34 protein-coding genes are annotated in these 26979 nt (G+C 41.3%); 2 read left to right on the forward strand and 32 right to left on the reverse strand.

Translation table 11 applies throughout. The annotated features are described in order from the left end of the window. Nucleotides 1-165: 165 nt before the first annotated feature. On the forward strand, nucleotides 166-1476 hold the full coding sequence (locus FXV77_RS05135) for a site-specific integrase (RefSeq protein ID WP_148918133.1): 1311 nt from the start codon (nucleotides 166-168) through the stop codon (nucleotides 1474-1476). A gap of 277 nt (nucleotides 1477-1753) precedes the next feature. Further along, a complete protein-coding gene (locus FXV77_RS05140) occupies nucleotides 1754-2323 on the forward strand; it encodes a hypothetical protein (RefSeq protein WP_148918134.1) in 570 nt (189 codons plus the stop codon). A gap of 461 nt (nucleotides 2324-2784) precedes the next feature. On the opposite strand, the gene FXV77_RS05145 is transcribed toward FXV77_RS05140, so the two are convergent. From FXV77_RS05145 to FXV77_RS22660, 32 genes are all read right to left on the reverse strand, one after another. Beyond that, nucleotides 2785-3060: a helix-turn-helix domain-containing protein gene (locus FXV77_RS05145; protein WP_148918135.1), complete on the reverse strand. Its 276-nt coding sequence runs from the start codon at nucleotides 3058-3060 to the stop codon at nucleotides 2785-2787. A gap of 248 nt (nucleotides 3061-3308) precedes the next feature. Beyond that, on the reverse strand, nucleotides 3309-4148 hold the full coding sequence (locus FXV77_RS05150) for a hypothetical protein (protein WP_148918136.1): 840 nt from the start codon (nucleotides 4146-4148) through the stop codon (nucleotides 3309-3311). Between the two features lie 87 nt (nucleotides 4149-4235). Beyond that, nucleotides 4236-4637 carry a hypothetical protein gene (locus FXV77_RS05155; protein ID WP_148918137.1) on the reverse strand — a complete coding sequence of 134 codons (402 nt, stop codon included), beginning with the start codon at nucleotides 4635-4637 and terminating at the stop codon, nucleotides 4236-4238. Continuing rightward, complete coding sequence (locus FXV77_RS05160) at nucleotides 4637-4945, reverse strand: hypothetical protein (RefSeq protein WP_148918138.1); 309 nt, start codon at nucleotides 4943-4945, stop codon at nucleotides 4637-4639. The genes FXV77_RS05155 and FXV77_RS05160 overlap by 1 nt, the downstream gene beginning before the upstream one ends. A gap of 17 nt (nucleotides 4946-4962) precedes the next feature. Next, nucleotides 4963-5604, reverse strand: coding sequence for a hypothetical protein (locus FXV77_RS05165; protein WP_148918139.1), 642 nt, complete (start codon nucleotides 5602-5604; stop codon nucleotides 4963-4965). A gap of 13 nt (nucleotides 5605-5617) precedes the next feature. After that, complete coding sequence (locus tag FXV77_RS22410) at nucleotides 5618-6421, reverse strand: DUF3560 domain-containing protein (RefSeq protein WP_246162276.1); 804 nt, start codon at nucleotides 6419-6421, stop codon at nucleotides 5618-5620. 72 nt (nucleotides 6422-6493) lie between these two features. After that, the gene (locus FXV77_RS05175; protein ID WP_148918140.1) at nucleotides 6494-7216 is read right to left on the reverse strand and encodes a hypothetical protein; all 723 of its coding nucleotides are present in this window, start codon (nucleotides 7214-7216) and stop codon (nucleotides 6494-6496) included. Between the two features lie 42 nt (nucleotides 7217-7258). After that, nucleotides 7259-8086, reverse strand: coding sequence for a DNA adenine methylase (locus tag FXV77_RS05180; RefSeq protein WP_148918141.1), 828 nt, complete (start codon nucleotides 8084-8086; stop codon nucleotides 7259-7261). 46 nt (nucleotides 8087-8132) lie between these two features. Continuing rightward, the gene (locus FXV77_RS05185) at nucleotides 8133-9080 is read right to left on the reverse strand and encodes a hypothetical protein (RefSeq protein ID WP_148918142.1); all 948 of its coding nucleotides are present in this window, start codon (nucleotides 9078-9080) and stop codon (nucleotides 8133-8135) included. A 30-nt stretch (nucleotides 9081-9110) separates the two neighbouring features. Then, nucleotides 9111-10076 carry a hypothetical protein gene (locus FXV77_RS05190; RefSeq protein ID WP_148918143.1) on the reverse strand — a complete coding sequence of 322 codons (966 nt, stop codon included), beginning with the start codon at nucleotides 10074-10076 and terminating at the stop codon, nucleotides 9111-9113. 79 nt (nucleotides 10077-10155) lie between these two features. Further along, nucleotides 10156-11001: a hypothetical protein gene (locus tag FXV77_RS05195; protein WP_148918144.1), complete on the reverse strand. Its 846-nt coding sequence runs from the start codon at nucleotides 10999-11001 to the stop codon at nucleotides 10156-10158. A 30-nt stretch (nucleotides 11002-11031) separates the two neighbouring features. Further along, nucleotides 11032-11541, reverse strand: coding sequence for a hypothetical protein (locus tag FXV77_RS05200; RefSeq protein ID WP_148918145.1), 510 nt, complete (start codon nucleotides 11539-11541; stop codon nucleotides 11032-11034). 20 nt (nucleotides 11542-11561) lie between these two features. Continuing rightward, nucleotides 11562-12395 (reverse strand): conjugative transposon protein TraN, encoded by an 834-nt coding sequence (gene traN / locus FXV77_RS05205; RefSeq protein WP_148918146.1) that lies wholly within the window; start codon nucleotides 12393-12395, stop codon nucleotides 11562-11564. A 15-nt stretch (nucleotides 12396-12410) separates the two neighbouring features. Continuing rightward, complete coding sequence (gene traM / locus FXV77_RS05210; protein WP_148918147.1) at nucleotides 12411-13691, reverse strand: conjugative transposon protein TraM; 1281 nt, start codon at nucleotides 13689-13691, stop codon at nucleotides 12411-12413. 39 nt (nucleotides 13692-13730) lie between these two features. Further along, nucleotides 13731-14033, reverse strand: coding sequence for a hypothetical protein (locus FXV77_RS05215; protein WP_148918148.1), 303 nt, complete (start codon nucleotides 14031-14033; stop codon nucleotides 13731-13733). A gap of 14 nt (nucleotides 14034-14047) precedes the next feature. Then, a complete protein-coding gene (gene traK, locus FXV77_RS05220) occupies nucleotides 14048-14689 on the reverse strand; it encodes a conjugative transposon protein TraK (protein ID WP_246162278.1) in 642 nt (213 codons plus the stop codon). Between the two features lie 71 nt (nucleotides 14690-14760). Then, nucleotides 14761-15774: a conjugative transposon protein TraJ gene (gene traJ, locus FXV77_RS05225; RefSeq protein WP_148918149.1), complete on the reverse strand. Its 1014-nt coding sequence runs from the start codon at nucleotides 15772-15774 to the stop codon at nucleotides 14761-14763. Beyond that, a complete protein-coding gene (locus tag FXV77_RS05230) occupies nucleotides 15761-16402 on the reverse strand; it encodes a TerB family tellurite resistance protein (protein WP_148918150.1) in 642 nt (213 codons plus the stop codon). Before FXV77_RS05230 ends, traJ begins: the two co-directional genes overlap by 14 nt. Nucleotides 16403-16413: 11 nt before the next feature. Next, nucleotides 16414-17253 (reverse strand): hypothetical protein, encoded by an 840-nt coding sequence (locus FXV77_RS05235; RefSeq protein WP_148918151.1) that lies wholly within the window; start codon nucleotides 17251-17253, stop codon nucleotides 16414-16416. Between the two features lie 39 nt (nucleotides 17254-17292). After that, nucleotides 17293-17961, reverse strand: coding sequence for a hypothetical protein (locus tag FXV77_RS05240; protein ID WP_148918152.1), 669 nt, complete (start codon nucleotides 17959-17961; stop codon nucleotides 17293-17295). A 51-nt stretch (nucleotides 17962-18012) separates the two neighbouring features. Continuing rightward, entirely contained in the window at nucleotides 18013-18432 is a 420-nt protein-coding gene (locus FXV77_RS05245) for a hypothetical protein (RefSeq protein WP_148918153.1), read from the reverse strand. 10 nt (nucleotides 18433-18442) lie between these two features. Beyond that, nucleotides 18443-19126: a conjugal transfer protein TraI gene (locus FXV77_RS05250; RefSeq protein WP_222867712.1), complete on the reverse strand. Its 684-nt coding sequence runs from the start codon at nucleotides 19124-19126 to the stop codon at nucleotides 18443-18445. A gap of 7 nt (nucleotides 19127-19133) precedes the next feature. Next, nucleotides 19134-21659, reverse strand: coding sequence for a TraG family conjugative transposon ATPase (locus FXV77_RS05255; protein WP_262713616.1), 2526 nt, complete (start codon nucleotides 21657-21659; stop codon nucleotides 19134-19136). After that, the gene (locus FXV77_RS05260) at nucleotides 21653-21988 is read right to left on the reverse strand and encodes a DUF4133 domain-containing protein (protein ID WP_148918154.1); all 336 of its coding nucleotides are present in this window, start codon (nucleotides 21986-21988) and stop codon (nucleotides 21653-21655) included. Before FXV77_RS05260 ends, FXV77_RS05255 begins: the two co-directional genes overlap by 7 nt. After that, a complete protein-coding gene (locus FXV77_RS05265) occupies nucleotides 21985-22749 on the reverse strand; it encodes a hypothetical protein (RefSeq protein WP_148918155.1) in 765 nt (254 codons plus the stop codon). Before FXV77_RS05265 ends, FXV77_RS05260 begins: the two co-directional genes overlap by 4 nt. Before the next feature lie 2 nt (nucleotides 22750-22751). Continuing rightward, a complete protein-coding gene (locus tag FXV77_RS05270; RefSeq protein WP_148918156.1) occupies nucleotides 22752-23147 on the reverse strand; it encodes a hypothetical protein in 396 nt (131 codons plus the stop codon). A 14-nt stretch (nucleotides 23148-23161) separates the two neighbouring features. After that, a complete protein-coding gene (locus tag FXV77_RS05275; RefSeq protein WP_449448574.1) occupies nucleotides 23162-23449 on the reverse strand; it encodes a DUF4134 domain-containing protein in 288 nt (95 codons plus the stop codon). A gap of 69 nt (nucleotides 23450-23518) precedes the next feature. Then, entirely contained in the window at nucleotides 23519-23893 is a 375-nt protein-coding gene (locus tag FXV77_RS05280; protein ID WP_148918158.1) for a hypothetical protein, read from the reverse strand. 161 nt (nucleotides 23894-24054) lie between these two features. Continuing rightward, nucleotides 24055-24897 carry an RteC domain-containing protein gene (locus FXV77_RS05285; protein WP_148918159.1) on the reverse strand — a complete coding sequence of 281 codons (843 nt, stop codon included), beginning with the start codon at nucleotides 24895-24897 and terminating at the stop codon, nucleotides 24055-24057. Nucleotides 24898-24909: 12 nt separating this feature from the next. Then, nucleotides 24910-25143 carry a hypothetical protein gene (locus tag FXV77_RS05290; protein WP_148918160.1) on the reverse strand — a complete coding sequence of 78 codons (234 nt, stop codon included), beginning with the start codon at nucleotides 25141-25143 and terminating at the stop codon, nucleotides 24910-24912. A 246-nt stretch (nucleotides 25144-25389) separates the two neighbouring features. Beyond that, entirely contained in the window at nucleotides 25390-26241 is an 852-nt protein-coding gene (locus tag FXV77_RS05295; RefSeq protein ID WP_187444014.1) for an RteC domain-containing protein, read from the reverse strand. A 215-nt stretch (nucleotides 26242-26456) separates the two neighbouring features. After that, on the reverse strand, nucleotides 26457-26864 hold the full coding sequence (locus FXV77_RS22660) for a LytTR family DNA-binding domain-containing protein (RefSeq protein ID WP_148918162.1): 408 nt from the start codon (nucleotides 26862-26864) through the stop codon (nucleotides 26457-26459). Nucleotides 26865-26979: the final 115 nt, after the last annotated feature.

The raw sequence follows: 26979 nt of genomic DNA on the forward strand, positions 1-26979 counted from the left end.
CAATTTTTCCCAATAAAAAAGTGAGTCATTCGGTGAGTCATTTTTTTAAACTACCCTACTCACTGAAACAGGTTTAAAACTCTGATTTACAGCCTGTTCAAAAAATGAACATCTTGATTTCGTTAGGCTGCAAGGCTAATTTTGTTTCACTTAAATGATAGTATCATGAGTACAAATTATTCTTTGCTCTTCTACCTGAAGAAACCAAAAAATTACGTAAGCGGCCCCAAGCCGATCTACATGCGTATTACGGTGGACGGAATACTGAAAGAGGTATCCACCGGACGGGAGTGCGATCCCACAAAGTGGATATCGAAGGCCAATCGTGCCAAGGGAACCAAAGAAGACGTTAAAACACTGAACGCCTATCTTGATACGATGGAACATAAAGTAGCGGACATCCATCTCCAAATGAGCAAACGTGGCGAGGACATAACCGCGGAATCCATTAAAATGAAATATCTCGGAAGGGATATTCAGCGAAAAACATTGCTGACTGTTTTTCTTGAACACAACGAGCAGATTAAAGCACTATTGGGAAAAGGTTTTAAGCCCAATACACTCAAGGGATACACCACTTCCCTTGCCCATATCGAATTGTACCTGACAGAACATCTTAACCTAAAGGATATCGATGTGCGAAAGATGGACCATAGTTTTGTTGCCGGGTATGAATTTTTCCTCCGTTCGGCCCTCGGCTGTTCGGAAGTATCTGCTGCCAAGTACATCAAACACCTACGGAAGATCGTCAAGCTTTGCATGGCGCACAAATGGATTACAGAAGACCCTTTTGCACTCTATAAGAATTCTGCCAAAGCGAAAGAAAAAGAATTTCTCACCGAGCATGAGCTGGAGCGTATAGAGCGCAAGCTGTTCACCGTTCCTAGACTTGCACATGTACGTGACATCTTCGTGTTCTGCTGCTACACGGGACTGTCTTACGCCGATGTTAAAAAGCTTTCCAATGATGACATCGGAAAAGGTTTCGGAGGAAAGCTCTGGATATTCACCAACCGCGAGAAGACGGAGACAGCTTCGAACATCCCCCTCCTGCCAAAGGCACTGGAAATCCTTTCACGGTACAGTGATTATCCACCCTCTGTTTCAAAAGGTAAGCTTCTCCCTGTCCTAAGTAACCAGAAGATGAACAGTTACCTCAAGGAGATAGCTGACTTATCTGGCATCACCAAAAAGCTGACTTTCCACATGGCAAGGCATACCTTTGCCACAACAGTTACCTTGTCCAATGATGTTCCTATCGAGACTGTATCCAAGATGCTCGGTCACACGGATATCAAGACTACTCAGCATTACGCCAAACTACTAGATACACGGATAGGTCGTGATATGGGCAGACTGGAGGAAACACTGGATAACAAAAAACCGATATATGATGCATTAATGCCAAAGGTTTCGTTTGGAAAAATGCCGGCTGTTTCGCTACAGCCATGTTTAAATGGTAATAAAGCCGGATAATATTAGTTACCGGTAATGGATGGCCAAAGAGAGTGGGCTTGTTTTGACTGCTCCCCCTTGTATGGCTAACATAACTGTTAAACTGCTCGGCCGTGAGAGCCGAAACGGGGTGTAGCCTCAAGCGGCGTTAATAATACACAGGTCTATCATACCACACTTGCCTATTTGGTGAGTGATGTTTTTCAAAATAAGTTAAATAATGTAAAGAAAGTTAAAAGTGTTAAAGCCCTTCCCTCATACGTCCCCTTTCAATATGTTTGTGGCAATTATTCCAAATATGAACAGATACATATTGACCATGGTGGTCGCCTTAGTAGCTTTGGCAACCACATCACGCGCTCAAAATTTTCCTTCAACACCGAGGCCCCATTTTCTCGACGTCGGAGTTTTGGGAGGTTATAACCTTGACACAAAAGGACCGGTCTTCGGCGGGGGAATTGGCTACGAATACCGACCGTACCAACGGTGGGGTTTTGTAGCCAATTTGAACTATGATTTCACTAGGAGCGACGAGTCTTCTACCTGGCATGTAGACATTCCCGGTGTTGCCGGTAACAAAGCTGATTATTGGGGGCAGGAGATGTATTCTGCATCGCTGGGTGCAAGGCATTATTTCGGACGGTTCTTTGTCGGAGCTTCTTTCGGGCTAGCTCATGAACGGAACTGGGTAAAAATGGACGATGGGGTCCGTTCGGCAGCAAATACCCGTTACGGCTTTTATCAACATTACTACGCGGGCTATCAGATCCCTTTAAAAAACAACAGTTATCTGGAATTTGTAGGGAGTGCCTCTGGGGCAGGAGCGCTAAAGACTACTGTTGCGGCACGTTACAAGTTTGGTTTCTAAAGCATTGCAAATAATAAAACATGGAACTGTATCAATAATTAAGGGCTTTTAGAATTGACAAGGGGAACATTTATAAAATAGTTCCCCTTGTCATGGTAATGACTATCTACTTTCCGGTCCCCTTGTCGTATCGGTATCGTTCCTCCTCAGAATATTTTTCCAGTCATTCCACGAATATAAAACGAAACCTGCTCGCATTTTTCGGGTGCCATGACGGAATATATTCCACATAACTATACATTACCAGTTCAGAGAGGCACTTGTGATAGGTTGCAATCGATTTTATGCGGGAAAACCGCATCAACTTACTTCGGCTAGCATGAAAAAAGCTTAAGGGAGAAATTGGATTATGAAAATAATACAGAGCCATGATCAGTCCTATGTGTGTCGGCAACAGCCTTTTATCACAAGCGAGCTTTTTAAAATATCTGAGAAAAAGGCTCCCAGACATTCCCGTATGCTTATTCATCAGTCAAACCCCCATTAATCCGGCTTTCAATATCTTTCCTTCGGTAATAAATAATTCCTCCCAGCTTCTTATATGGCAATGCCCCATTAATTCGGAGATTTTGCAACGTTCCGGGAGATATATTGAGCATCTTTCGAACCTCGCCGCTACGAAGCCATTGTCGTTCATCATTCCTATTTGTATTCTCTATCAACAGTTCCTTAATTTCCGATACTATTTCAGCCTTTAGTAATAGAAGATCTTCTTTTGTTATAATTTCCACTTTCATAGCGCTAAATTTTTGTCTTTGATTCTAAGGTTGCGACGTTTTCTTTAGTGGACACGTACGCCGGTTTCCACTCGTATGGCTATAACTTTCTCCAAAACTATTCTTTCTAATATCTTCTCCTTCTCACATTACATTTGGGTTGCATTTATACAAAGAAAGGGAAACCGAAACTAGTTTACTTTCTCCGCTTCTATCATGATTCTCGATAGGAATTCTAACAGTTCGACCTACAAGTTTATGTTCCTTTTTCATAGGCTATTTTTTCTGAAGCTTAATTTTTCAGCAATATCCCTGCGGAGGCTATGCAAATTCTTTAAATCTGTGAGACAAATGTCAGAAATAACAGACTTGGAAATGGCGATTTCCAGAGCCCACAAATGCTTCTTCGTCATAATACAACTGATAATATTTCTTACGGATTTCCGTTCAGCTTTTGTCAGTTCTCGCTGTCTTTTCTGATATCTAGAGACGAGCACATTTAACGGATATAGGGTTTGAAGACATTCAAAATTGTAAGTCCATAGACCGGCATCTTTTAGTAGTATTGTGGCCTTGCTAGAATTTGTATCCACACTAACTGTAATCCCCAACTCGCCCGGCCTATAATTTCCAAATTCCGAAATACGCACCGCCCGTCCCAGCAATGTACTTTTTTCCTCTTTCGGCATTCTTTTAGCAATGCCAAGATGCCGATCTATGTCAAGGTTCATCTCATGAAATGTCTCACAATCTGTAACACATAAACCTTTTATTACTTCGTCGAAACAGGCAATTCTCAGCGCCCAGTCGTGATGGTTTTGTCTAGAACTTTCAATAATTCGTTTAACCGTCTCAATTTCGTTATACTTCATTTCTGCGTAACGCATTTGGAATCTATACAGTAGTGCATTTAAAGGGTAAAGGATTTCCAGTGCACTTAATTGATATTCACCTACTGTTCCATCCCTAAAAAGGACAGTTGAGATTTGCTCTTTATAATTCGTGTGATCGACCAGTCCTATTTCACCTCTCATATCAAAAGGATCCGTCGTTAGGTCATTTGGTACGTGGACGAAATGGCCTTTAATAAAGTCGTTTTTTGTTTTCATGGTTCTACCGTATTGCAATATGGCTTTTGTTCAGGATACGTGCTCAAAGTACAGGTAGAGGGAGAGTACATTGTTTGTTAAGTCACTTTATAGAGACAACAACTCCGCCGGTCTCAATATACTCCCAAGGTCTGTAATACACAAAGGAGCAATTTGTTTATTCTTCAAACCTATTCTAAAAGAATCCTCATAGTACCTCTTCTGATAATTAGTAACTACTGCAAAAATTTCTCTCATATCATTATCGTCCAGCTTGCCGAAATTCTTACAAATATTCTCGAAGAGTAATCTTTCAGGATATATAACAAGTAAATCCTTAATATTATATGCATTGTAGATCCCCCGTTCATCAAAATGGACGATAGCAATCTCCTTACTGCAATTCGAAATAAATTCGACCCTCGCAATTTCACCAGCGTATAATAATTTATTCAATGTTTTCCTTGGATCTATCATGACCACTCTTCTTTTTATTTCATTTCCCTGCATCAGATAATTCCCTCTTTAATAAAAACTTTAACATTATTAATTCCATGCTTTCTTATTGCGTCTTTAAAATCCATCCAGAGACGAATACTGTAATCGGCTAGTTCCAATAGTTCGTCTCTTGTTAATCCATGCGGATTTGACACAACAGGAGTTGCCTTATCACCATTTTGCGTAACTGCGTAGAAAAATATATTGGGAGCATAAGCTTCAGCAATCTCCAAACTCTTGCCTATTGCTAAACTGTTGCCCCAAAGCTTGATTGTCTTGCCACTGTCCAGCGTCAAAATCCGTTTTTTCAGTTCTGCCATAATTTTTGTATTTTATACTAAATGCCTTTATTCAATCTTCTGTTTTGCTTATCGGAATATTGCAAACTTTGGATATCATTTGCTTTAAGCACCGCACTTTTATATTCCGACAAAACAGACAAAGGATATCCTTTGAGGATCCTGATCGCTACAGCCCTGTAGAAGTTTTTCTTTTTATTATCATGTTCATTTATAATTTTATTTCTGATAAGGTTCTCAATGAATGTCCGGATAATTTGATTGCTTTCGATCCCAAACCATTCATTCGTAACAGGATTACGTAAAACTAATGCAAGACAGAATTTTCCATCAGACTCTCTAATAATCGGTTTCTGCTGCACAATATCAAGATCAATATCTTTAGGCTTCGGATCTGTTGCAGGGCCATTTATTTCTTCAGCAGGTATCTGAATAGGAATACCGCGGTCATGCGGCTCAATTATTTTCCCAAAGTCAAGTTTGTCTTCATCTGGAAATGGGAACCTAAATCTGAAGCCCTGCTCGATCTCCATGTATACACTTGGTAGACTACTGCCAGTGCCCGTTCGTAGAAGACCAGCTTCCATTGCCACGACAAATTTTTGATAACTTGTGTAATACATATTATCCAGCGTCCCTATTTTCACTTCCCGACCTCTATATTTAATATATTCGCCCACTGATAATTTATTTTTACTTTCTGATTTTAGATCCCGCTTTTTGACTTGATTTAGGTAACTCGTAATCTGGATTGATTTTTTTCATGCACTGAACAAAGAACTCTAATTTGTCCTGTACTCGAACAATATGTTCCGTGTACAAAGTCCTTTCCTTTTCGCTGATCGGACGTTCCGGCGAATGCATATAAATTTTACCTTTTAGATATCGCTCCAACCTTCTGATAGCAGCCAAACACTCCTTAATCCTGTTCGTTAGATAACGAGGGTTTTTGTATTTCGTGCCTTTGGCAGTTCGTTCTGCAATCTCTACTTTCTCTTTGTAATAATCAGCTTTTTGTTGTTCCCTAATCGATTTTCCCATCGTATTGTGAATCCGTTCTCGGTAATTGCGATCCCGCTTCTCGCTATGGTGGCCGATGAGAATGGGTTGTCCCATTGGGATTACGCTTGCCATATCTGAGGCGGTATTGTAAAGAGAGTCCGAGCGTTTCTTCGCTTTCTGAGCGCGTATCTCTGCTCTTTCTGCTCTCATGGATGCCTTCTGCTTTTCTATCCGTACCTGCTCTTCAAAAGGCAGTCGCTCGCCTATGGCGTCCCCCTGCACAAAACCTATTTCTAATAACATTGCTTTTAGATATACACAATTCGCCACCTTCGCTTTTGAGACCCAACATTCCTGTCTACTGCTCCAAAGACAATACTTTTTGAACACTTTCTGCTTGTCGCTCTCCAGCGACTTATAGAATTGCTTGGTTGTATATATATTGAGCTTTTCTGTTTCCTTATTTATAACAAAATAATTATCTGTCTCCATCATCTTGTAGATTAGTTGATTTGTATTTATAGTCCATTATAATTTGATACAGAAGAAGCTATATATCAGCTTGTTTTACCTAATTCCATTTCTTTTTGCTGATTTATTCGTCTTGGGCGGCTTATCTTTATGTATCCTATCAACAGTTACCTCTTTTGTATTTTCGATCTCCTCTTCATCTGTCATTATTGCCCATGCAAAAGGATCAAGTTCCTTTAGCGGGGGAAGAAATACTATTGCAACAGAATCCGGGTTGTCGGTAGGTAATGCAATGTTTTTGGTCGCCACGTTATATTCAAAGAATATTTTGCCATTTTCCTCCAGCACATTAAGATTATCGAAGCTTATCTTATTACCCGTATTTAAAGCTTCCATAAGACACAAATTGAGCACATCCACGATAAAGCTGGTGCCAAAGATTTTTGTGATAGGCATAGTCCTTAACTTTAAAAAGCCATCCTCGCTGTACATCCCTTTCGGTTTAGATTCGGCGATATTGAGAACAATATCTTCGACAGATTTATCGCGAACCATAGTAAACATATTTGGGATTTCCATGTACTTTAGCGTTTCCGGGAGGTGTTGTTTGTAACTTGAGGTATCCGCAAAACATCTATTGATCGAATCGTACATAAATCGACCCACATTCTGTCCGGAAATTTGAAGTTTTACACCGTCCATTTGATTATATGGCAAGAGATTATATGGCGCTTCACTATTTCGTAAGCCTTTCTCTTCCAAATAAAAAATGTGTCCTTCAATTTTCGCTATAGATCGCTCATTATCCATTGATTTCATTTTCGAATTATTGTTTTATATAGCTAATTTTTTAAGAAGGTGTCAGTTAGAAAAACCGTTCCCTTCTTCAATTGGGTAATTAGCTGTTAGTACTTCGAGCTTCTTTTTATCGTTACCGCTTTTAATATTGACTGTGACTGTTAGTTCTTTTTGCATGGATATCCAACCATTTCGTTCGATAAACTCCGTCAAAATATCAGATGGGTAGGATGATAGCAGAAATTTACCCTCAATCGAGGCTAATGTTTCCAACAGACTTCTGAAATCAGCTTCTGTATAGCCTTTGTAATGTCCCATATTGGAACCGATATATGGTGGGTCACAGTAGAAAAATGCTTCTTTGTGATCCCTACTCTTTATAACGTAAAGTGCATCCGCACTTTCAATCTGAACATTCTCTAGTCGTTCTAGCAATTCCTCAGTAAACATCTCCTTCTTAAGGGACAATCTTTTTGCTTGACTCCCGTCACGTTTGTCATAACCAAACGGTCCTTCCAATTTTGACGAAAACCCCATAATGCACATAATCCAGACCGCCCAGGCACGACGAACCTCGTCAAATAAATTAGGATTATTATAGATGATGACGGCCTGCCGATGTAATTCCCTGCTTATTAGCGATTGCTGAATAAGCTCTTTTAAGTCTTTAAATCTAGTTTTCGCTACTCGATAAAAGTTCATCAGCTCTGAATTCGTATCATTGATTACTTCCACTTTTGATTTTGGCTTGAGAAAGAACACGGCTCCTCCTCCAAAGAAAGGTTCGCCATATAATCCATGTTCCGGAATCAGTGTTTCGATAAAAGGAGCTAATGTTTGTTTGCCGCCGTAATATGTTAAAGGTGGCCTTAGTTTTTTTCTATTTTCCATACCCGCTTATCAGTCATCACATTGTTTCACTCCATTAGGATGCATCTTACAATCCTAATCCCTTTCTCGTTTTCTTAGTCTGTTTGACCAGCTCCTTCAATTCCTGAGGAGATTCAGCTAGCTTTTTCAAATCCAATTTATTCTGACGCAGGTCGCGAACTGCTATATCTGTGTTAATAGGATCTGCCTCATAATACGCAGCGAAAATGTGTCCATCAATTTTGAACTTTCCTTCTACCTGTTCGCCATTGCTCAACTTCGCAATATCTTCCGCTGTCTGAAGTACTGTTCTTCGCTCAGCAAATGGAAGCTTGGATAGAATATCTGCAATATTGAAGTCCTGTAATTTTACGACTTTAGAATCCTCCATAGTCAGCCAACAAATCTCTCCGGTCTTCTGCGTTGGCATCGCAGGTTTTGCTATCCCACGTCCGTAGATTATATGATACGAATCAATAACGCTCAGATCCTGACTGTTCCCATGGATCTCGACGAATACACTTTTTTCATATTGTTTTCTTCGCTCACTATACTCAAACAGCTTTCCCCACGGTGTGCCCGCTAAATACTTTAACGTGAGCAGTTCGGAAATTTTCAACCTCTCCTCATCTTGACTCAAGCTTATCCTAGCTAGCTGACTTAAACATTCCACTATTCGGTTGTCATGACGAAGGTCAACCGGCATTATATTCGTCCAGTCAATCTTTCGCATTAACTCTTCAAGCTTTGCGGTATCGACGCCATTTATTTTTTCATGCGAGATGTCTCCGACTTTAAGAAGGGTCGCGTGATAGCCATTAAGTTGGTAAACATTAAGATTATCATTTTTGTCGATATCGAAGGCATACGTAAGAATCTCCTCCGGTTCACGGTGTATACCCAAGATATGGATTCTATTATCTTTACTTTTCAAAATTTCTGCCACGCCTGGGGGCATAAGCCCAAGTTCTTCGGCGTATTTTAGAATTCCATTTAATTCTCTTTCCTGAATCATATTGTTGTATTTTAAATTAACAGGTATAGATCAGATACCATTGTTCTTTCCCTTCCTTTTTATATGGGCAACTTCCCAAGCCAAGACCTTTTGGATAAACCTGTCAATAGGTGTAAGGTTATTGCGCTTATCGACAACATGAAGAGCTAATGTCTTACCGCCTAGAGCTATCCTAACGGGGTAATCGTTACCGGATATCAGCAGCGTTCCTTCTGCAATATTACCACGCGTCAAGTCGTACATGAGCTGAGATGATTGCGGTAGGCTTTGCATATCCTTTAGGGGATATTTCCCAAGTTCGGTCTTAAGATCAAATTCGGGATGGTTAACCTCGGTGAAACTTTTATCAGGCGATCTATACCCTAACGGAGGCTTTGGCTGCAAGGAAAAGTAGGATCTAGCGAGCGGATCTAGACGTGAAAGGTCCAGTCCCATCAAGGCACGACCGCAAAGTAGGTTATAGACGTATCGTACCGGAAGTACACCCAAAGGATCATCGAAATCGAATAAGTGGAATCTAGCAAACTTATCCTGGATGCTGTTTAATTTAATATGTTTAGCTACAGCGGTTTCCGACCAATAACGGACTTCCAGTCTTTCGGCGACATCTTTGGCGAATTTATTGCCTGAAATCTTCAATTCTGTAATCTTTCCAAATATCTTTGGCAACTCATCCAATTGGGAATTCCAGTCGATGACCTTCATTTGATTTTCCAACTCAAGAGTGTCAATTCCGTTAAACACTCCATGGGAAATCGGATGGGTCTTCAGTAAGACAGCATGAACCCCTTTGAAGTAAGGGAGGCTATGTTCATCGGCAATAAGTACTAATTTGCATAGCATCCTCCCTTCCTCAAAATCGAAAAGCTTCGCAAATTGATAATTATCCATTCCTTCATTTACAAATAGATCATAGTATTGCTCTAAGAAAGGGTCATCAAACCCCAGCACTTCCATAACTGACAGAAAACGTTCCTTATGTTGTTCAACATCCATATTTGATAGTCTAAAAGTTCAATGATTTGATTTTCCTTTTTTTTGCAAACTTTCTCCACAACGTAGTGCTTCTCACTATTTAGCGGACGGCTTTTCCTTGCTTAGCTTTATTCCACTTCGGGGTCACCCGGTTTTCCCAGGGCTTTTTTTTTTCGTTCCCCTGCGATTTGGATTCCTGAATATCTTGGGATTCTGTCTCCTTAGAAGGTTCCGTTACTTTTTCGGTTTTTTGCTTTTGCTTTTCACCTTGTTCTAATAAATCCACGGGTTCCAAGTCTGTGTCGACGCATTCGACTTTTCCTCTCTTAGCATTTAAAGTCAGATAAACCTCGATTTCGCCATCCTCTGTTGGAAGAATCACCGGAACAAAAACCCCCGAGATAAGTTCCTCCTTGATCTCCTTTAAGTTTTCCGGAGTGATGCCGTTAACAGATTTGGCGATTTTTGTCAGTTCATCTTCAATGTCGAAAGGGTGATTTTGATAATATTTATCATGATAAGTATTGATGTTCAATTCCCCTTTTTCATTAAGCGGCTCATCTGCGTTGACTGTGATATAGGCATTAAAGCGTTCTTTTGCTTTGTTCAAAATTCCCTCTTTGTATACCGCAACCTTGCTTCCATAAGCAGTGATCCGGTACATCTCCTCCGGTGATAGTTTCCAAGATTCCTTAAAAGATGCTTTTAATTCTTCTCCATCCCGATTCAAAGAGGCAATAATGTGGTTGAAGAAGTAATGATCGTGCTCGGGGTGTTTACGAAATGTTAATTCATAACCAACTTTTTCTCCCTCGATTTCACCTTCAGTTAAAAGCGAGAACTCTGGCTCACCGGATTTCATCTTTTCCTCAAGCTGAGGTACAAGATGTTCCCAACCTCTTCTTTCCAATTGGCTTTTGTGATAATCAAAATTTTCCTGTTCCATGATTAAAAAATTTAAAGTTTAAATTCTATATTAAATACGGGTGCCGTTTCCGCGTTTACGGTTTTGCTCTTTACGCCGACCCAAATGCTGCCCGTTATGTTTATATTTTTGATGAACGGACTTACTCTGTGATTGCCGCTCACTGCTGGACGGATCAACATTGAGCGGGCTCTTGGCATACCGATAGGCGTCAGAAAGAGCTTTTGGGACAGTGCTTACAGAATCAGAGAATAGATGCCTCACATAAGACGAGATCCGGCTCAGTAATCGTGGCAGCAGACCGCGGTATAAGGTCTTTCGTAGTTTTTTACACTGGAACCGCAACATCACCATCAATGCCCTGTCGTCTTTCGTTTGCACTTTGCCGTTGTATTTATGCCAGATTTTATCATACTCCCGAAGTTTCATCTTTTTAAAATCCCTGTCCTCAAGGGCATTTTCGCCAAAAACCTGTGTGAACATATTCTCGGTCTCATTCCATGCAGACAAAGTATCCATCAACGTCGGTAGTCTTTCTCTTGTCTTTAATCTGTAATCCATCTTTCCCTTATCTTTATGATCTAGTCGATTGTTTTAGCCTGTAGCAGCTTTTTCTGGTCAAAACGACAGTCAAGCGTTCTATCGCCTCCATGTTCGCGGAACTCGGTTACAAAATTCTTGCTTTCGGCGATGGTAAATTTTTCAAAGGCTACAGTTATTGTCTGGCCGTCATCAGCTTCAGGAGCCCCATTATAATGGACGGTCAACGGCTCAACTTCCGTGTCCTGTACAGCGGTACGTTTTGCTCGTTTCTTATCCCTTATAAAAAATCTAGGAGGAGTGCTATCGTATCTTATTTGCGTTTTATTTTTTAAGTTGTAACGGAGGAAGAGTACATCACCCTTAATAAAGATCCCTTCGAGCCGTAACTCCATTCCATGCCTAGAACTCTTAACGCGTCGTACAAATGGCTCAATACCTTTTATAGTGGCAACAGCCAGTTCTATATCCCTACTGTTAAGTGATACGCCTTCAAAAGTTACCGGGGAATGTGGAGGATGCCTACCCACATCTATCGTGAACGTACTGGGATAATCTGCGTAGTTTACCGTAAAAGCATAGACTTTTCCGTCGGTTGTGACTACGTGGAGGTTGCTTTCCTGAAAGAAACGTTTTCCAGCTTTTACTTTCAATATATTCTCCACGCCTTCAGGTTGCTCCGCAAGTATATAGCTGTCCCCTCGATCCGCACTTTTTATCGCAGCAGGGAATATCAGTACAGTCGTTTTGTGCCAGGTAATGTCTAACGTATTATTGTCTATTATGTATCTGGCTTTTACCGAAACTGCATCCTGCCCAGATACGTTTAGAAAGCAGGCACAGACCAGTGTAAGTAAAGTTATTAAGTGTTTCATGTCTTATATATTTTTTTAATTGTTTCGGTTTGCTTGCTCATCGAAAAGAAGGACAGGGTGACCTGCCTTTACAGTTCCACTTATCAGCCTTACCTTCTTGGAGAAAAGACCTTTTGCTGCTTCAATGCCTGCTCCGGTAGCTTGGGTTAGCAATGAGGGATCCATACTCATAAATTGCATGCTCTGTACGGCCCGCTGTGACCCTTCCTTGGCTGCATCACGACTTATCGCCCCAGGAATGTTGATCCCCTCAACACCGTCACTGTCGTATACGGTAAGGGACACAGGAAGTTGGTAGTTTCCATACTGTATCCCCGAGACTTTCACCTGCAACCGTTCATTACGGAGGTCACATATTCCGGTCAGAAAATTCCCCGCAGGTATGCGGATTCCGTTTACATAGATATCGTCTGTTAGCCTAAGTTTAAGGTTGGAACCGGATATGACGGTTTTCGTCTCATGGACAACCGCAGTTATTCCTGTCGTTTCTCCTATACCTATTGGATCATTCAATCCATGCACTGTTAGCGTGAAGAAGCCGTTGCGTACATTCTCTTCCTCATGTGATAGTACTAAAGACGTATCTACTCTGTTGAGACCACTTTCAGAAGTCCGGTGGACAATGGAAACCGCATTTTTTCGCGTTTTTCCGTTCACGGGAAAAACAATTCCTCTCTGCTGTTCTGATTGGCTTCTTATTCTTTCCTGAACCCTATCCGGATGCTGTATATCCATTATCTTTTCAAGCATTCCATCCAGTACCTCCAACTCGGGATCAGGAAGTGATGGTTCTTCCATTCGCTGCATCATAGCTTCTAATCTTTTGAGGGAAGCATCCGAGTCGATACTTTCCCTCTCCGCATACAATTCGCTGATGGGTTCATTCGTGCTGGTTTCCTGTAAAGCTATCGTTCGTTCGAGCTCAGCTATACGTCTACGCAATTCACGCTCACTGTCCACATGATCTTCCCGGAAAGCATAGCTTTCAAATTCTTCTTCTGACATGAATTCATCCAGCTCTTCATCCATTGAATCCGGGTCTACACCTTCATCAATTTCGCCATCGTTCTCTGGTTCTACGTCGCGATAAAGGCTCATTTTGTCAAGTGCATTGTCTTCGAGCCGCGCTTCCGGCAACTCTGTATTGATTCCAAGGTGTTGCTGATTCTCATTGTCCTGACTTCCCTTTCCTCCACCCAAAGCCCAAAAGGCAAATGTCATGAATGGTAGTACAAGCAGAGGGAGGGCAATAAGGAATTTCCTCCTTTTCTGATAGTTTTCCGATTTTGTTTCCATTTCTAGTATTTGATTTTATCCCTTTAATAATTTTTATCTTTACTTAATGTCCAGTGTATCAACAGGAGGTACAAGGTGGGGCGGTTTATATGGCTCACCAATCCCCATGACACTGGTATCTGTCATATCATTGGACGACCACGCATCGACGAGTATTGCAGTGCAATAGCATATCCCGCAGGCTAGAAAAAGGAAGAACAAGAACTTTTTCTGCAAATCAGAACATTTCTGTTCCCATTGGGCTAATCGCTTGGCGATTTGCAGCTTTGTTTTAACGAGTATACCAGCGATTGCCTTGACCATACGTTCTGTCAGATTTTCGTGCTTTTCTTGTGCTTTCATGAGTACTCCTATGTTTATCGCCTTTTAGAATCAAGATCTGTGTTTTCGATTATATTCCACCGTTCAATAAGAAAGCCGTGGGGATTGTTATCAGATCTCGCCACGATCCTCAGTTGCCCTTCCGTAATAAGTGTTCTGGTAACGATGGCAGTTGGCCTGATAATTTTTTGTTTACCGTGATACCGGAATCGAAAAGGAATTTCCTGGAACTCTACGATAATACTGTCCGCCGCAACTGTCTGGCTTATATTGCCCGAAATTATATTAGCGTAAAAGTTACTTTCCTGTAAATCGTCGTATTGCTTTCTTGCCGATCCATCCGCCAGATACAAAGCCCTGCCGATATTGCGTTTAATGACTTCGTTGTCGGGATCTAGGGTAAAAAAATAACTATGGAACGATCGGATGTGGCTTCGTGCTTCGACAGGTAGGTTGTCATTCCGGTCTTCGGCGGAAGCCTCAAACGCTTTTTCATTGGCTAAGATGTAAATTCTACCTTCCGCTTCACTGATCTTAAGGTAGCTTCGATGTATTGTGAAGCAGCAGACCACCACGCAAGCGGCAATTATAACGAACGTAAATAATTTGACATGCCTAAACGATGTTTCGATATTGTTAAATTGCTTAAACACTAGTATCCTCTCTTTCTTTTTCACTATTTATTCGAACTGTGTTTCGATATCCTACTCAATCAGAACACTTTTTAATCCTCCCTAAACTTATTCTACTATAAAATCTTGCCAGCAGCCATCATAGCAGCCTTACCTGCTGCTCGGGTAGCATTGTTGACTTTATGCAGAAGCGTATCATTTCCTCCTGGCTGGACGATGTAACCCGCGACTGTCGGCACCGTTGTATATCCGATTATTGCAATAACCATGAATACTAGATAAGCGGTTGAACTCATGAATCCCTGATCCTGCAGTATCATATTTTCAAGTATTTTGGAACAGATTGCACCGAATATGTTGGCTACCGGAAGCCACATGTAAACATGTATATAGCGCGCAAACCAGTTAACAAGCGTGTTCTCAAATCCATCAAAAACACTCAGTCCGAGACTCAGTGGCCCTATGATAGCCAGAACGACCAGGTAAAATGTTCTGATAACATTGATGCAGAGACTGGCAGCGGCATAAAGGATATGTAGTCCTTCGCTGAACCAAAGCGATATTGCATTTTTTATGCTGAACCAGCTAAAGGCATTTTTAAGTCCTGAGAACAGGCGGTTATCTCCACTAGGCGTGCTTTCTTCATATTTCTCGATATCAGGGTTCTCTCCCGGAAAAATTGTCTCGGACGGAGTTTCCTTAATCTCCTTTTCCCTTTGGTCAATATGATGCATGATCGCATGGTGGCTATCAATAGCCATTGCCCGTGTACCCTGTTCTATAGGTTTGAGTACCCCATTCATCAGCGCAATAAGATGTGGAAATAATAAGATTGCTATACCGATTCCGAACGGCCGTAGTAAAGGAAAAAAATCAATGGGTTCAGCATTTGCTATGTGCCTCCAGACCCTGATGGAGATGTACCAAAGAGCCCCAAATCCTGCCAGTGCCCTTCCGGTATCAATCAATCTGCTGCCCAAGGGCATCATTTCCTCAAAGAGATCGTCGAGGATACGGTTGAAACCATAAATGTAATCTCCAGCCTGCGCGCAGGCTACCTGTGGAACAACGCATACGACCAGCAACATCGTTGCTAATACTGCCGTCCTTTTTGTGCTATTTCGTTTCATAAAGTCTCTTTAACATTTCCTGTTCATTCAGTCCTTTTTCTCTGTTTATGTCAACAGCATTTGCCCGTCTAATGAAATCTCTAAGGAATACTATTTTATTCTGCATGTCTAGATACAGCCGGTCTATTGCCTCCAGCCGTTCCTGGTCACTCATCCGCAGCTGGCTAGCGGTCAGTACCATTGTCAGTTCGTCCAGATTGTCCAGGCTTTGGTCAAGCAGATTTTTGTAAACTTTCGATACATAATCAATTTCCCGGGTCGAGAATCTGCCTCCGGCAGCAAACCAGTTATAGGCTTGTCGATATTCCCGAAGCAGGTCGCTCTGGTAGCGCAGAATGTCAGCTACTTTACGGTATTTGGCGATTTCTGGGTTTACAGCCATCAACCCATCAAGAAAGTTTTTATGCAGGTTAAAGTTGCCCTCTGATATATCTTTAATCGTATTGTACCCGTTAAAGACAACGTCGTAACCCTTTTTCATATCCGAAAGGATAGCTTTGAACTGCGCCAATTTTTCTACGTTCAATAGCAACTGCTGTACCTCCGCCGATTGGGCGGAAACGAGGTGTAGCTGCAGGCAGCATGTCGATATGCTTAGTAACACGATCTTTCTTAATAAACTTTTCATTTCGATAGTATTTAAGTATGGCAGGTGCCGGAGCATTCTCCCCATTCGACTGTTTCAGTTATGTTGAATTCCACCTCGCTCAGTGGGACACAGGAACGATGTAGGTAAACAGGATTTTTTATCCCCTGCTGGGTACTATTTCGGATGGCTTCGTCTACACGTACGGCTGCCGCAAAATCTTCTGGTGCATGCAGTTTGCGCATTGCCCAGGTATGGTCAGATTGATATGGACAAAAAACACAGGCGGATTTGGGAGGTATGGGAAGATTTTTCTGTTTATACCACTCCATTATGTTCTTTCTGTCCCGAGGGACTGCCCAGGGGATCCGTTCTACGTTGCCCCAACTGTCCACTTTGAGCCCTAAAAAAGGGTATACATTGACCTTCCAACGCTCTCTCGGTATGCTCATCCGTTCAGCTTCATCTAATGTGATGCCGATGCAGACATCCGTCTGCGGTCGTCTCGCTCTCTTGGGAAGTTTATATACATGATCCCGTATATAATCATCGACCTGCCGGATTTTGTAGTCCCCCGTACATTGTCTCCGAAGCATTCCAACTTTGCCCGTAGCACTGGAAGTAAACGCAGGGATTGATGCAAACCTCGTAGAATTAGATTTATAGATAAGATCTTGATACAGGTTTTTATCTTTTACCACTGCGATCTTGATCCCATTATTCTGTTTTTGCCAATTTTTGAGATACTCCAGATACGAATAAGTAGCGGTGCTTTCGCGTCCCGTGTCTGAAAATATAGCGACATTAGCCGTTGGCATCTCTTTCATACTTGCCATGTAATATAGAGCCGTGCTCTGAACTCCGAGTCCTAAGGATATCACTTTTGTCATCATCTACCTCCCTTCACATTATCCTTTCTTTACGTTTTCCACTTACCTTCTTAATCCGTGCATCTCCCTAAGCATATCCATGCTAGTTGTTTCCCGTTGCTTTTTCTCCAACATCCCTACGAGTAAAGGCAGATTATTTCGATGAACCTGATACAGTTCTTGCGAACTTTTGTAGATTTTATCGATACGATCTATACGCTCATCGTCTGTAAGTTCCAAAATGCCGGGAGTAACCACTAATTCCATTTCATAAAGCCCATTGTCTGAGCTGCGGGCAAGTGCATCAAGCAGCTTTCTTACATTTTCTTTTTCGCTGATGGTGAGCAGACCTGAACCACCTATTCTCCTCCAGGTATTGTGGCGTTGCCGTTCCATCTCACTATGCAGCTTGATGATTGATTCCGCTTGGCTACTTTTCAGCAGTTCGGGGTTAACCTGTTTCAGGTGATCGAAGAAATCATTGTGGAGGTTGAATTCACCACCAGCAAATCGACTGATTGCGCCCGTGCCATCCTTAACCAGATTATATCCCTCTTCCAATTGAGCTCCGTATGCCCATAGAGCCGATATCTGCTGAGCAAGGTATTCCCGCTGTGTTTTCTTCTGTCTGAACCATTCTTTAAAAGTCTGCGCGTGCAAGGTTGGCGCGTGAAACAGAATCAATACTAACAGCACGATGCTCACTTTTATAAAATTATCTATCTCTCTCATCTAATTATCCTTTTCTCTGCAATTAGTTTCAGTAGGTAACTCACTTATTGATCAAAGCCTAAATTTCCCTTTCATAATATCTTCCCAAGGTTTAGGCTTAGGGAATAATGAGTAAACTGCCTGACTACCTAGAATTTCGCTGTTGTTGTGGATTTCGTATGTCTGCATCTTGTGTGTTCTGGTGCTGGAGACCTGCATCTTTTCGATCTTGAAGCCTTGTTGTTCGTCAAACTTTAAATAAAAATGGCAGTAGATTTTTGAATCATACGGCATGCCTGTCTTTAGTTCAAATGAGCCATCTTGATATTTCCCTGCATCGTATCCTTGCAAAAATGTCTTTAGACATTTATCCAAGTCCGCTAGCAGTACTGAATTATGCGAACCGATGCTAAAATTGGAACTGTATCCCTTCTGTCGAAACAGTGCTCGCAGCTTCTTAATAGCTTCTTCTCTTTTAATTCTTTGTTCCATGATAGTTCAGTTAATCCAGCCCATATAATCTTCTTAACCTGTCGGCGTCGTTCGCGTCGTTTGTTCTTGAAACGCTCAACTTAAAATTCCGGTCATTGAATTTTCTGATATCAGTTAATACTATCTGCATATCATCGCCGATCTTATTTATCATTTCCAGTCGCTTACCATCACTCATCTGTGTACGCAAAGAACTAGCTACAAGCATTAGCTGATCAACATTCTTTAAGCTCTCGCGAAGCAAGCCCGAGTACACACCGTACATATAATCCAGTTCCTTCGGATTAAAGTTCCGGTCTCTTTGGAGCAGGTTCCAGGCGTGCTTGTATTCATCAGCTACATCGAGTTGGAGACGCACAATCTCACGGATTTTCTTGTAGTTAGAGATTGCATTTTTTACCCTCCACAATTCCCTAAAATAGATATCATACTGTTCGCGTTGTTTTTCCGTCCACTCGGATATCTCGCCAAGTTTCAGCTTTGACATTGTATTTTCTAGTTCCTTCTGGGCATTCTGGAGCCATATAGTCTTGTTCTGAAGACGTTGTATCTGTAGGTCCACCGCCTTTATTACCTTCGTAATGCCGGCTTTGATAATTTCATAAATTCCAGCTTGGGCGGGCTTGGAGGGTACAAATACCATTGCGGCTATACAAAGCCAGATACCACATATTTTCAAGTACTTTCCCATCATTTATTTCTTAATTCTCCTTTAGTTCCGATGTGAGGGCCACAAGTCCCTTTAATATACTGCCATATTTTTTGGCATATTCCTGTACCTTTACTTTCTCTGTTTGTTCTGTGGAATACGCATAGTATTCCAATGGAGACGGCTCATAGCGATAAACCGTCATCAGCTGGTTCCCTAGTTCGATATAGACCTCTCGATATCTATAATTGGGATCGTTTGCGCGGTTTATTGACAGAACGAGATCCCGGCCCTTGTCGGTCATCCCCAATGCTTGCTGGATACCATCGAACTTGTTCTGAAATTTTTTCATGTCAAGGATGATTTTACAGTCCGCGTTGTTGATGATTGCGTCCCGGACGACAGGATTACCAATAATATCATCGATTTCCTGCGTGACCGTTATCGCTTCACCAAAATGTTTCCGGACGGTTTTGTAGAGGTATTTCATGAATTCTGCCATACCGCCCTGTGCAATCGCTTTCCACGCTTCTTCAATCACAATTACTTTTCGGACGCCCTTAAGTTTTCTCATCTTTGAAATGAACAATGACATCGTGATCAACGTTACAATGGGGAAAAGGATAGGATGATCCTTAATATTATCCAATTCTATGACTACAAAACGTTGGTTAAGCATATCCAAATTTTCCTTGGCATTTAGCAGATAATCAAATTCCCCACCCTTGTAAAAGGGCCGAAGGACATATAGAAAATTGTTCATATCGAAATCCCTGTCCTTTACATTATCCTCTTTCAGCTCCTTGACGAATTCCCGCTGAAGGAATTCATAAAAAGTATCAAAGCAGGCGAAGATCTCCTTATATACCTGTAAAAACTTATAGTACGATTGAAGAGCGTTGGAAATGGCTACATATTCGCTGCGACGAAATGTTTCATCATTTTGTTTCCAAAGTGCCACTAACAATGTTTTAATACTCTCTTTTTTTTCTGTATCCAGAATTTCGCCCTCCGCCAAAAAGAAGGGATTAAACTTTATTGGATTATCCTCACTGTACGTGAAATAGTATCCTCCAAGGAGTTCGCACAACCCTGTATAGGAATGTCCTACGTCTATCACAACACAATGGGCATTCTGTAAAACGTAGCTATGGAGCAGGTGGTTCATAAACATGGATTTCCCCGAGCCTGAGCTCCCCGCCACGAGCTTATTGCGATTTGTAATGATGCCCTTCATAGGCTCATCGCTGATATCGACGTGTAGAGGCAGTCCAGAAAGACGGTCCCCCAGCCGAATACCGAAAGGACTTTTTGAAGATCGGTATGTTGTTTCCATATTCAGAAAACAGGCTGCCTGCTCAGCAAATGTTTCGAAACACTCGTTCTCAGGAATTTCGGCGGCATTACCGGGGATGCCAGCCCACCACAATTGTGGTGCACCTGAGGTTTCCAGGTGGGGGACGATATCCATTTTTGCCAGGGCAGATGCCGTCTGGTTCCGTATATCATTAAGTTCATCTTTACTATCCGTCCAGCAGATCAAATTGAAGTGAGCTTTTATAGGTGTTCTGGATTCGGATATAGCTTCATTGAGAAAATCCTGTGTAGCCTCCATCGATATTGCGTTCTCTCTGCTGTATGTCGCTAGCGACTGTAGTCTCCGCTGCTTCGCTTCCATTTTCTTCAACGTCTTGGAAGTATCCTCAACGACCATATATTGATTATAGATGTGGTTCACAGGTAACAGATGGCCCACCGGCGTAGCAAATCCTACGGCAAACTTTGTTTTATCTGTGGAATACTTATCGAAATGTTGCGTTGGAGAGCACGTTGTAGGCATATCCTCCACGTCAGACATCGAATACATCTCGACATGGCTTTTGCCTATTGTCATGTCCGGTTTAAAGACGATATCCTTTTGTTGAATACTTTCGTTTTGATCCGCTAAACCTATGTATTTCTCAATGAATCCACGCTTTTCCTTTGTCCCGATCAGTTCTTCTTCTTTTAGCTGTTCCAGAGTAATAAAAGAACTGTCAGATAGAATGCTCCTAAATTGTCCGACCGAATCCAGCAATTTTCTTAAATACTTTTCGTCGTTTACTCTCTGCGGTAGGATTCCCTTGCGCAAGAGAGTGGACGTTGCCGAACTCTGTGGCTTTCGATCCTGCGCCTTAAGTGTAAGCATCAGGTAGCATTCGTGGGCTAGGTAAGGACGTTCATGGAAATATAGTTCGCTTCTTTTAAGAAAATTTGCTTCGCCTTCAAAATCCGCTTGATACTTTGCTTTTACGAACCAATCCTGCTTATGCATTATGGTTCCTGTCGGTAGTACCTTGATAGCCTTAAGCCAAATATGGTGAAGAGCATCATACTCTTCCCTACTTAGTGTAAAGATTTCAGGTAAAGTAAGTTTAAAGGCTAGTGTAACATCTCCTTTCTTGGAAAGCACACAGTCATTTTCGACTTTCCATATGGGAAGCATGTCTTCCAGATTTGTTCCGCTCTGCGACGGTGTCTTACTCTGTAATATTACTGCTGCCAGGACAACTCCTGCCAATACCATGATAATTACCATTTTGTTTGTTTTAGATCTTTCCAGAATACTTTTCGTGAAAGGTAAATAATCGCGGAGGGTACCTGACGGTAAGCAAGTTCTTTCATTAGTCCGTGCACACCGTACCTATTGCTGAGCCGATAGACCCCAACAAACAGACCCAATCCAAGCAACAATACTATCGGCAGGCATAGGTAAACAGGCACCCCCGCGATATAACAGACGACAAAACCAATAAGCAAGATCACCATTCCGATGGCTAGGATGTAAATATATTGCGCCTTTAGTCCCCGAAATTCAATCGATCTGTTTATCCCTTTATTGATGATATATGTCGTGTCCTTTTTCACACTTTCAATGATCTTTTATGTTTTCTATGCAACTTTTTCTTTTGGCGTATAAGCTGAGGGATTGGAGTATCTCTCCACGGTAGCACTCTTGCTTCGAAATTATACCGTATTGGAAATTTTCCGATCTTTTCAAGATGATCTTCCCATCCCATGCTCCGTAGCCTCATAAAGGGGTCTAATATCTTCTCATTTGGAATCTTTATCATCACCGCGTTTTGGGGAATTTCCTTGATCAGGTCATCATCATATTTGATCAGGGACATTGTTTTCGTATCCAACATGCCGTAATAGTATGTGTTCGTAGGATCTGCCCGTAAATCGCGAAAGCGAAGTAAATCATTCCTAAGATCCTTTGGTTCCAAGATCCAATGATTAACATTTACGAAGTAGGTGTGGCCATAAATATTGATGGTAGGTTGTTCCCCTCTTTTTCGGCGGATATACCATTCCATACTTGTCCTTAGGTCACGGTCTTTTTTGGGCAGGTCCGAAACCTTCAGGTTGTACATTTTGGCAACACGCTCCGGATCCAGCTCTACCATAGGTGGCACCTTTTCAATAGCTGTACTGGGGTTGTCCCCATAAATATCTGCGATTCCAAATAGGCGACTAAAACCTATTTCATAGTGAGTTCCCTCATCACTCATGTCCGTGAATTCTATAAAATTCATATTATCATGGACGGATCTTAAAAGACCGTACTCAACCTCCACAATAAATGGATGGCCCTTGATTTCGTACATTGGCAATTCCCCTTGCATACTTATTGACTTTTAGATTTTCGATCCTGTTGCTTTGAATTAATTTCAAGCGGCTTTATTACGGCCTTTATCTCTTTTGGAATAGTATCTTTCTGATCCGGGCAGAGTATTTCCAGCGGAATGTCGTATCGCAGGGCAATTCCCTCTGGGTCAAGCTCCATAAGCGCGGGTAGAATCACCCACCAATACCTAGCTGGTTCTGCGAGAACGGCTTCTTTGCTTTCCGGGATGTTTTTCAACACAGTATCAAATAATATTCTGTAGCCGTCTCCATCTCTTTCAAAAACATGGAAAGGGATCTTGTTCTGCGTATCGTCACGTTGGCAGAGCCTCTCTTTCAGTGCATCTACCAGAAAAAAAGTCCCTTTAACATCGATTGTTGTCAGTTTTCTACTCATTTTATTTTCGTTTTTTATCCTCCGAAAAATCCTCGAAGCACTGTCGCTACAACAACGAGGAATATACAGGCGCCAAACCAGGCGCTGGCAACTTTCGCCGTATCAGGTTCACCGTTGGTCCATTTATTATAGACTTTCACCGCTCCGACAAGTCCAATGATTGCCCCGATCGCATATACGAGGTCTACACCTACCGTAAAATAGCGCCTGACTTCCTGTGTTGCATTTGTAATTCCGGTTTCTCCGCTTCCTCCCTGCGCATGTACCATAATAGCGATAGCTAGTAAGGTGCCGGTCAACATTATTCTTCTCGACATATTCTCCATTCTGCTCTTTTCCTTCCTGTTGTATGACCTGTGTATACCATCAAATTAGCGGGAGAGATCCTTCCACTCTTTCTCCAAATCATCTTCACTGAATCTCACTCCGCATAGCACATTTGCCTGTTTGATGATAAAATTGGTAAGGGCAACCCTAAACCCGGGCTTTCGCAACCCGTCATAGTTTACCAGTATTTGTCTGAGTTTTTCCAAGATATCCTCTTTACTGGCCGGCATGCCCAACGCTTCAAGGCTGCCCTTAATTTTGTTTATCATTTCCTCAAGATCCTGGATGCCGTTTTCCTCGTCGCTTTCCTCCGTTTCCAATGGTTCATGGGTGGCTTTGGCCCTTTTGTTCAGGATACCCTTGAGATCGCCTCTATAGTATAATAGGATAACCACTACGTAATAAATTGGAACTGCCACGGCAAGTACCGTGAAATATGTGCTCCATGAAATTTGCTCCAACATCGTCTTATTATTTTTGTTTCTCCTGTGATTTCAGAAGCAAAATTGTCGATGCTAGCGAACGATTTTTGATACTTTAATAGTGGGCACTAAAAATATTTCCTACCTTTTTTTGAGGATTAACTAAAACGCGGAAATTCGTCGCTCTCGTCCATGCGTCTTATGGTATGTTCTACAAGGCCATTTAAGAAGGGGGTTCTATCTTTTTTGCGGATTCGCATATTCTGAAAATAACCATAGTAATTACTTACCTTGTCAACGTTGAAGCACTGTTGGAAATACTCCATTATCTCCTTAACATTGGTTTTTCCATTATTGAATATCCCATAGCTTTCCAGTGCATATACCAGTTCGATAAGCTGGGCCTTTGAGCCTGTCCAAGTTAGTTTCCGGGCTTGACTATGTTTTGGTTGCTGGCCGCTATTTGATTGTTCTGAAATAAGCCACTGGGCCACCTCTTGCATTGCCAGGATTCTTGCCAATGCAGAGCTAGCGGTTGTCGAAAATATCCGATCAGCATCAATATGGCCGTCCGGCAAAAAAGGCCCATAATCTGTATCACGTAAGAATAGTAATTCGTCTTCATCCGTGCGGTACAGCTTATAGTAGGTTTGCAGGTATCTGTTTCTTTTGAGAAACTGATCAATCCCTTCCAGTAACCGATTGTTATAGCGTTTGTGTTCGCGACTTTTAGGAATCGGTCTATTGGCCTCAATATGCAATATCTCCGCCCAATAAATAAGTTCCTTATGAAACCGCGGTTTTACCGATTTAAAAAAATGGATTTCCTCCGGTTTGTCCTCAAACGTATAATCTGAAACAAAATCTCTAAGGCGAAGGATCGAGGATTCTGCGATACGATAACTTTTTTCTGCTTTAGACAATAGTGAATCACTATCCATCGAGGCCTGTCTCATTGCCTCGGTCATTTCTCTGTACAATGTCTCTGTGAATTTTTTCATAGCTGTATTATTTTAGTTTTTCATATCTTCAAAAGGCCGGGGAGACCTTTTATTCCTATCGGGTGATTTGATGAGGCTTGCATTTGCTTTTTTCCGTTTCCCTTGTCGGCTGGTCTCCATTTCATTCTCCTGGTCCATACTACGTTCATTCAAGTTCTCCAAAAAGCTATTCCAGCGGGATCTTACCATATAAACAAGGTAGCTTACAACCGATACAATGGATAATATCGTCCAACACTTTTCCATATCAAATTTCCATAGGTTTATGCTTGGGCTCTTTATACCTATTTGCCCATTTTTCTTTTCAAAGATTGGAGGGATGTTTTACCGTTATTGCCACTGGATATAACTATGATATACAAAGCATTTAGATGATCCTCATCGTATAAATACTTTATTTCCACCCAACATTGCAGACAAAAACGCGTTAAGCGCGCGTAATAATGGGAATGTCTATCACTTTTACAAGACACAAAAAGGGTGTGTTTTTTATTACGTTTTGACGCCCTTTTCGTCGTTATCATCCATTTTGGCAATTAGCTTAGCCTTGAGTTCATCAAGAAAAAGCGTCCTTCCACTCTGTCGAATGCGGATGTTTTGGAAAACTCTGTAGTAGTTTCCCACATCAATATTGAAAATGTATTCCAATGCAGAAACGACCTGTTTGATATCTGCCTGTCCCATATTTATTGATGTGCTAGCCTGCAATGAATAAGCTAGTTCTATCAATGCGACTTTTGTCCCTGTCCAGACAAGACTATGATTCGGTATCGGGAATTGTTTGCCATTTCCAGATTTAAGATGTTTAATTCGTTCTGCCAAATCCCTTATTACCTCTTCGTAAGCAACGATCTTAGCAAGTTCTGTACTTGCAGGTGTTGTAAATTTGTCTTCGTGATCAAATAATTCCGTGTGAAAGATTGTGTCATAATCCGTTGATCTTACAAACAATATATTGTCATTGGTTGTAAGACCTGAGCGTATATATTGAAGAAATCCAACATTCCACTGAATTAGCCGTTGATAATGTTTATGAATGCTTTTATAATATTTAATCGATTCCTTCTTGTCAATTGCGAGTGGCTTATGTAACTCTATTTGAACAAGTTCGACAAAATAAAAAAGTTTGGATTCGAACTGGGGCTTTATCTCCTTGAAAAAAGCTATTTCCTCATCTTGATTTTTGAATTTGTAATGTGAGATGAAATCTTTCAGGCGAATCAAGTCCCTTTTAACTACTTTATAACATGTGCTAAAGTATTCAAACCCTGTGATCCCAGAAGTTGCTACCTCTTGAATCCGCAACTGCATTTCTCTGTTTAAGAGTTCTACAAAATTTTTCATTTGATGTTTTTTCCAATTCGACATCAAAAACTGGAGCAAAACACCTCTAAATGTTAATTCTTCTACGTGTAAAAGCGATGAATTATAATATTTTAAGTTTGAATCATTATTTGAACTTTTCGGCTTGTCGTAAGAACGCAAGATTGAAATAGAATACCCCCTATTGGATGTAGGATTTACTTTTTCATTTATTGTCTAGCATTTCGAATAGCTCGTCAGTACGAAACCCATTTCCTAAAAGTTTTAGCCTTAGTTTGACTCACTACAGTTTTAACAGGAACGTTAACTTTCAAGCCCACTTCCAACTTTCCAAATCCAATAGGAGTGTAACTTATACAAGATGACCTTGCCGCTATTAATTGACGGTTTATCCTAAAAAAACAATCCTTGTTCAAAATGATTTCTAGCTCATTTAAAGTGTAAACTGTTAGTAGTTCTTTATTCGAGGTGTCTTTAATCACCACCCAACCATTGACGATATACGCAACAGCGATATGTATCGGCTCAAGCAAGAAAATACTCTTTCCGCAGATAACCTTAAGCCTTTTTCCATTTTTACAGTTATCTAGACAGACAGTATATCCAGTTTCTATTTCTTTTATGAACAGTCTTTCAATACCCAAAGCTTGCCCTCTCTAAGATTTTTTTCACAGAACGTAATGTTCTGCAAACCTTAAATGAATCAACAATACCAATTTAAAGTTTAAGTCAGTTGATCGTGACCCTTTTGAGGTTGTA

This window comes from Sphingobacterium phlebotomi, assembly GCF_008180195.1.
In the GTDB taxonomy this organism is placed as follows: Bacteria; Bacteroidota; Bacteroidia; order Sphingobacteriales; family Sphingobacteriaceae; genus Sphingobacterium; species Sphingobacterium phlebotomi.

Bases quoted from the DNA above. Each gene is read 5' to 3' on its own strand.
- FXV77_RS05135 (WP_148918133.1), top strand. From the start codon at position 166: ATGAGTACAAATTATTCTTTGCTCTTCTACCTGAAGAAACCAAAAAAT.
- FXV77_RS05140 (WP_148918134.1), top strand. From the start codon at position 1,754: ATGAACAGATACATATTGACCATGGTGGTCGCCTTAGTAGCTTTGGCA.
- FXV77_RS05145 (WP_148918135.1), bottom strand. From the start codon at position 3,060: ATGAAAGTGGAAATTATAACAAAAGAAGATCTTCTATTACTAAAGGCT.
- FXV77_RS05150 (WP_148918136.1), bottom strand. From the start codon at position 4,148: ATGAAAACAAAAAACGACTTTATTAAAGGCCATTTCGTCCACGTACCA.
- FXV77_RS05155 (WP_148918137.1), bottom strand. From the start codon at position 4,637: ATGCAGGGAAATGAAATAAAAAGAAGAGTGGTCATGATAGATCCAAGG.
- FXV77_RS05160 (WP_148918138.1), bottom strand. From the start codon at position 4,945: ATGGCAGAACTGAAAAAACGGATTTTGACGCTGGACAGTGGCAAGACA.
- FXV77_RS22410 (WP_246162276.1), bottom strand. From the start codon at position 6,421: ATGATGGAGACAGATAATTATTTTGTTATAAATAAGGAAACAGAAAAG.
- FXV77_RS05175 (WP_148918140.1), bottom strand. From the start codon at position 7,216: ATGAAATCAATGGATAATGAGCGATCTATAGCGAAAATTGAAGGACAC.
- FXV77_RS05180 (WP_148918141.1), bottom strand. From the start codon at position 8,086: ATGGAAAATAGAAAAAAACTAAGGCCACCTTTAACATATTACGGCGGC.
- FXV77_RS05185 (WP_148918142.1), bottom strand. From the start codon at position 9,080: ATGATTCAGGAAAGAGAATTAAATGGAATTCTAAAATACGCCGAAGAA.
- FXV77_RS05190 (WP_148918143.1), bottom strand. From the start codon at position 10,076: ATGGATGTTGAACAACATAAGGAACGTTTTCTGTCAGTTATGGAAGTG.
- FXV77_RS05195 (WP_148918144.1), bottom strand. From the start codon at position 11,001: ATGGAACAGGAAAATTTTGATTATCACAAAAGCCAATTGGAAAGAAGA.
- FXV77_RS05200 (WP_148918145.1), bottom strand. From the start codon at position 11,541: ATGGATTACAGATTAAAGACAAGAGAAAGACTACCGACGTTGATGGAT.
- traN (WP_148918146.1), bottom strand. From the start codon at position 12,395: ATGAAACACTTAATAACTTTACTTACACTGGTCTGTGCCTGCTTTCTA.
- traM (WP_148918147.1), bottom strand. From the start codon at position 13,691: ATGGAAACAAAATCGGAAAACTATCAGAAAAGGAGGAAATTCCTTATT.
- FXV77_RS05215 (WP_148918148.1), bottom strand. From the start codon at position 14,033: ATGAAAGCACAAGAAAAGCACGAAAATCTGACAGAACGTATGGTCAAG.
- traJ (WP_148918149.1), bottom strand. From the start codon at position 15,774: ATGAAACGAAATAGCACAAAAAGGACGGCAGTATTAGCAACGATGTTG.
- FXV77_RS05230 (WP_148918150.1), bottom strand. From the start codon at position 16,402: ATGAAAAGTTTATTAAGAAAGATCGTGTTACTAAGCATATCGACATGC.
- FXV77_RS05235 (WP_148918151.1), bottom strand. From the start codon at position 17,253: ATGATGACAAAAGTGATATCCTTAGGACTCGGAGTTCAGAGCACGGCT.
- FXV77_RS05240 (WP_148918152.1), bottom strand. From the start codon at position 17,961: ATGAGAGAGATAGATAATTTTATAAAAGTGAGCATCGTGCTGTTAGTA.
- FXV77_RS05245 (WP_148918153.1), bottom strand. From the start codon at position 18,432: ATGGAACAAAGAATTAAAAGAGAAGAAGCTATTAAGAAGCTGCGAGCA.
- FXV77_RS05250 (WP_222867712.1), bottom strand. From the start codon at position 19,126: ATGATGGGAAAGTACTTGAAAATATGTGGTATCTGGCTTTGTATAGCC.
- FXV77_RS05255 (WP_262713616.1), bottom strand. From the start codon at position 21,659: ATGGTAATTATCATGGTATTGGCAGGAGTTGTCCTGGCAGCAGTAATA.
- FXV77_RS05265 (WP_148918155.1), bottom strand. From the start codon at position 22,749: ATGCAAGGGGAATTGCCAATGTACGAAATCAAGGGCCATCCATTTATT.
- FXV77_RS05270 (WP_148918156.1), bottom strand. From the start codon at position 23,147: ATGAGTAGAAAACTGACAACAATCGATGTTAAAGGGACTTTTTTTCTG.
- FXV77_RS05275 (WP_449448574.1), bottom strand. From the start codon at position 23,449: ATGTTGACCGGCACCTTACTAGCTATCGCTATTATGGTACATGCGCAG.
- FXV77_RS05285 (WP_148918159.1), bottom strand. From the start codon at position 24,897: ATGAAAAAATTCACAGAGACATTGTACAGAGAAATGACCGAGGCAATG.
- FXV77_RS05290 (WP_148918160.1), bottom strand. From the start codon at position 25,143: ATGGAAAAGTGTTGGACGATATTATCCATTGTATCGGTTGTAAGCTAC.
- FXV77_RS05295 (WP_187444014.1), bottom strand. From the start codon at position 26,241: ATGAAAAATTTTGTAGAACTCTTAAACAGAGAAATGCAGTTGCGGATT.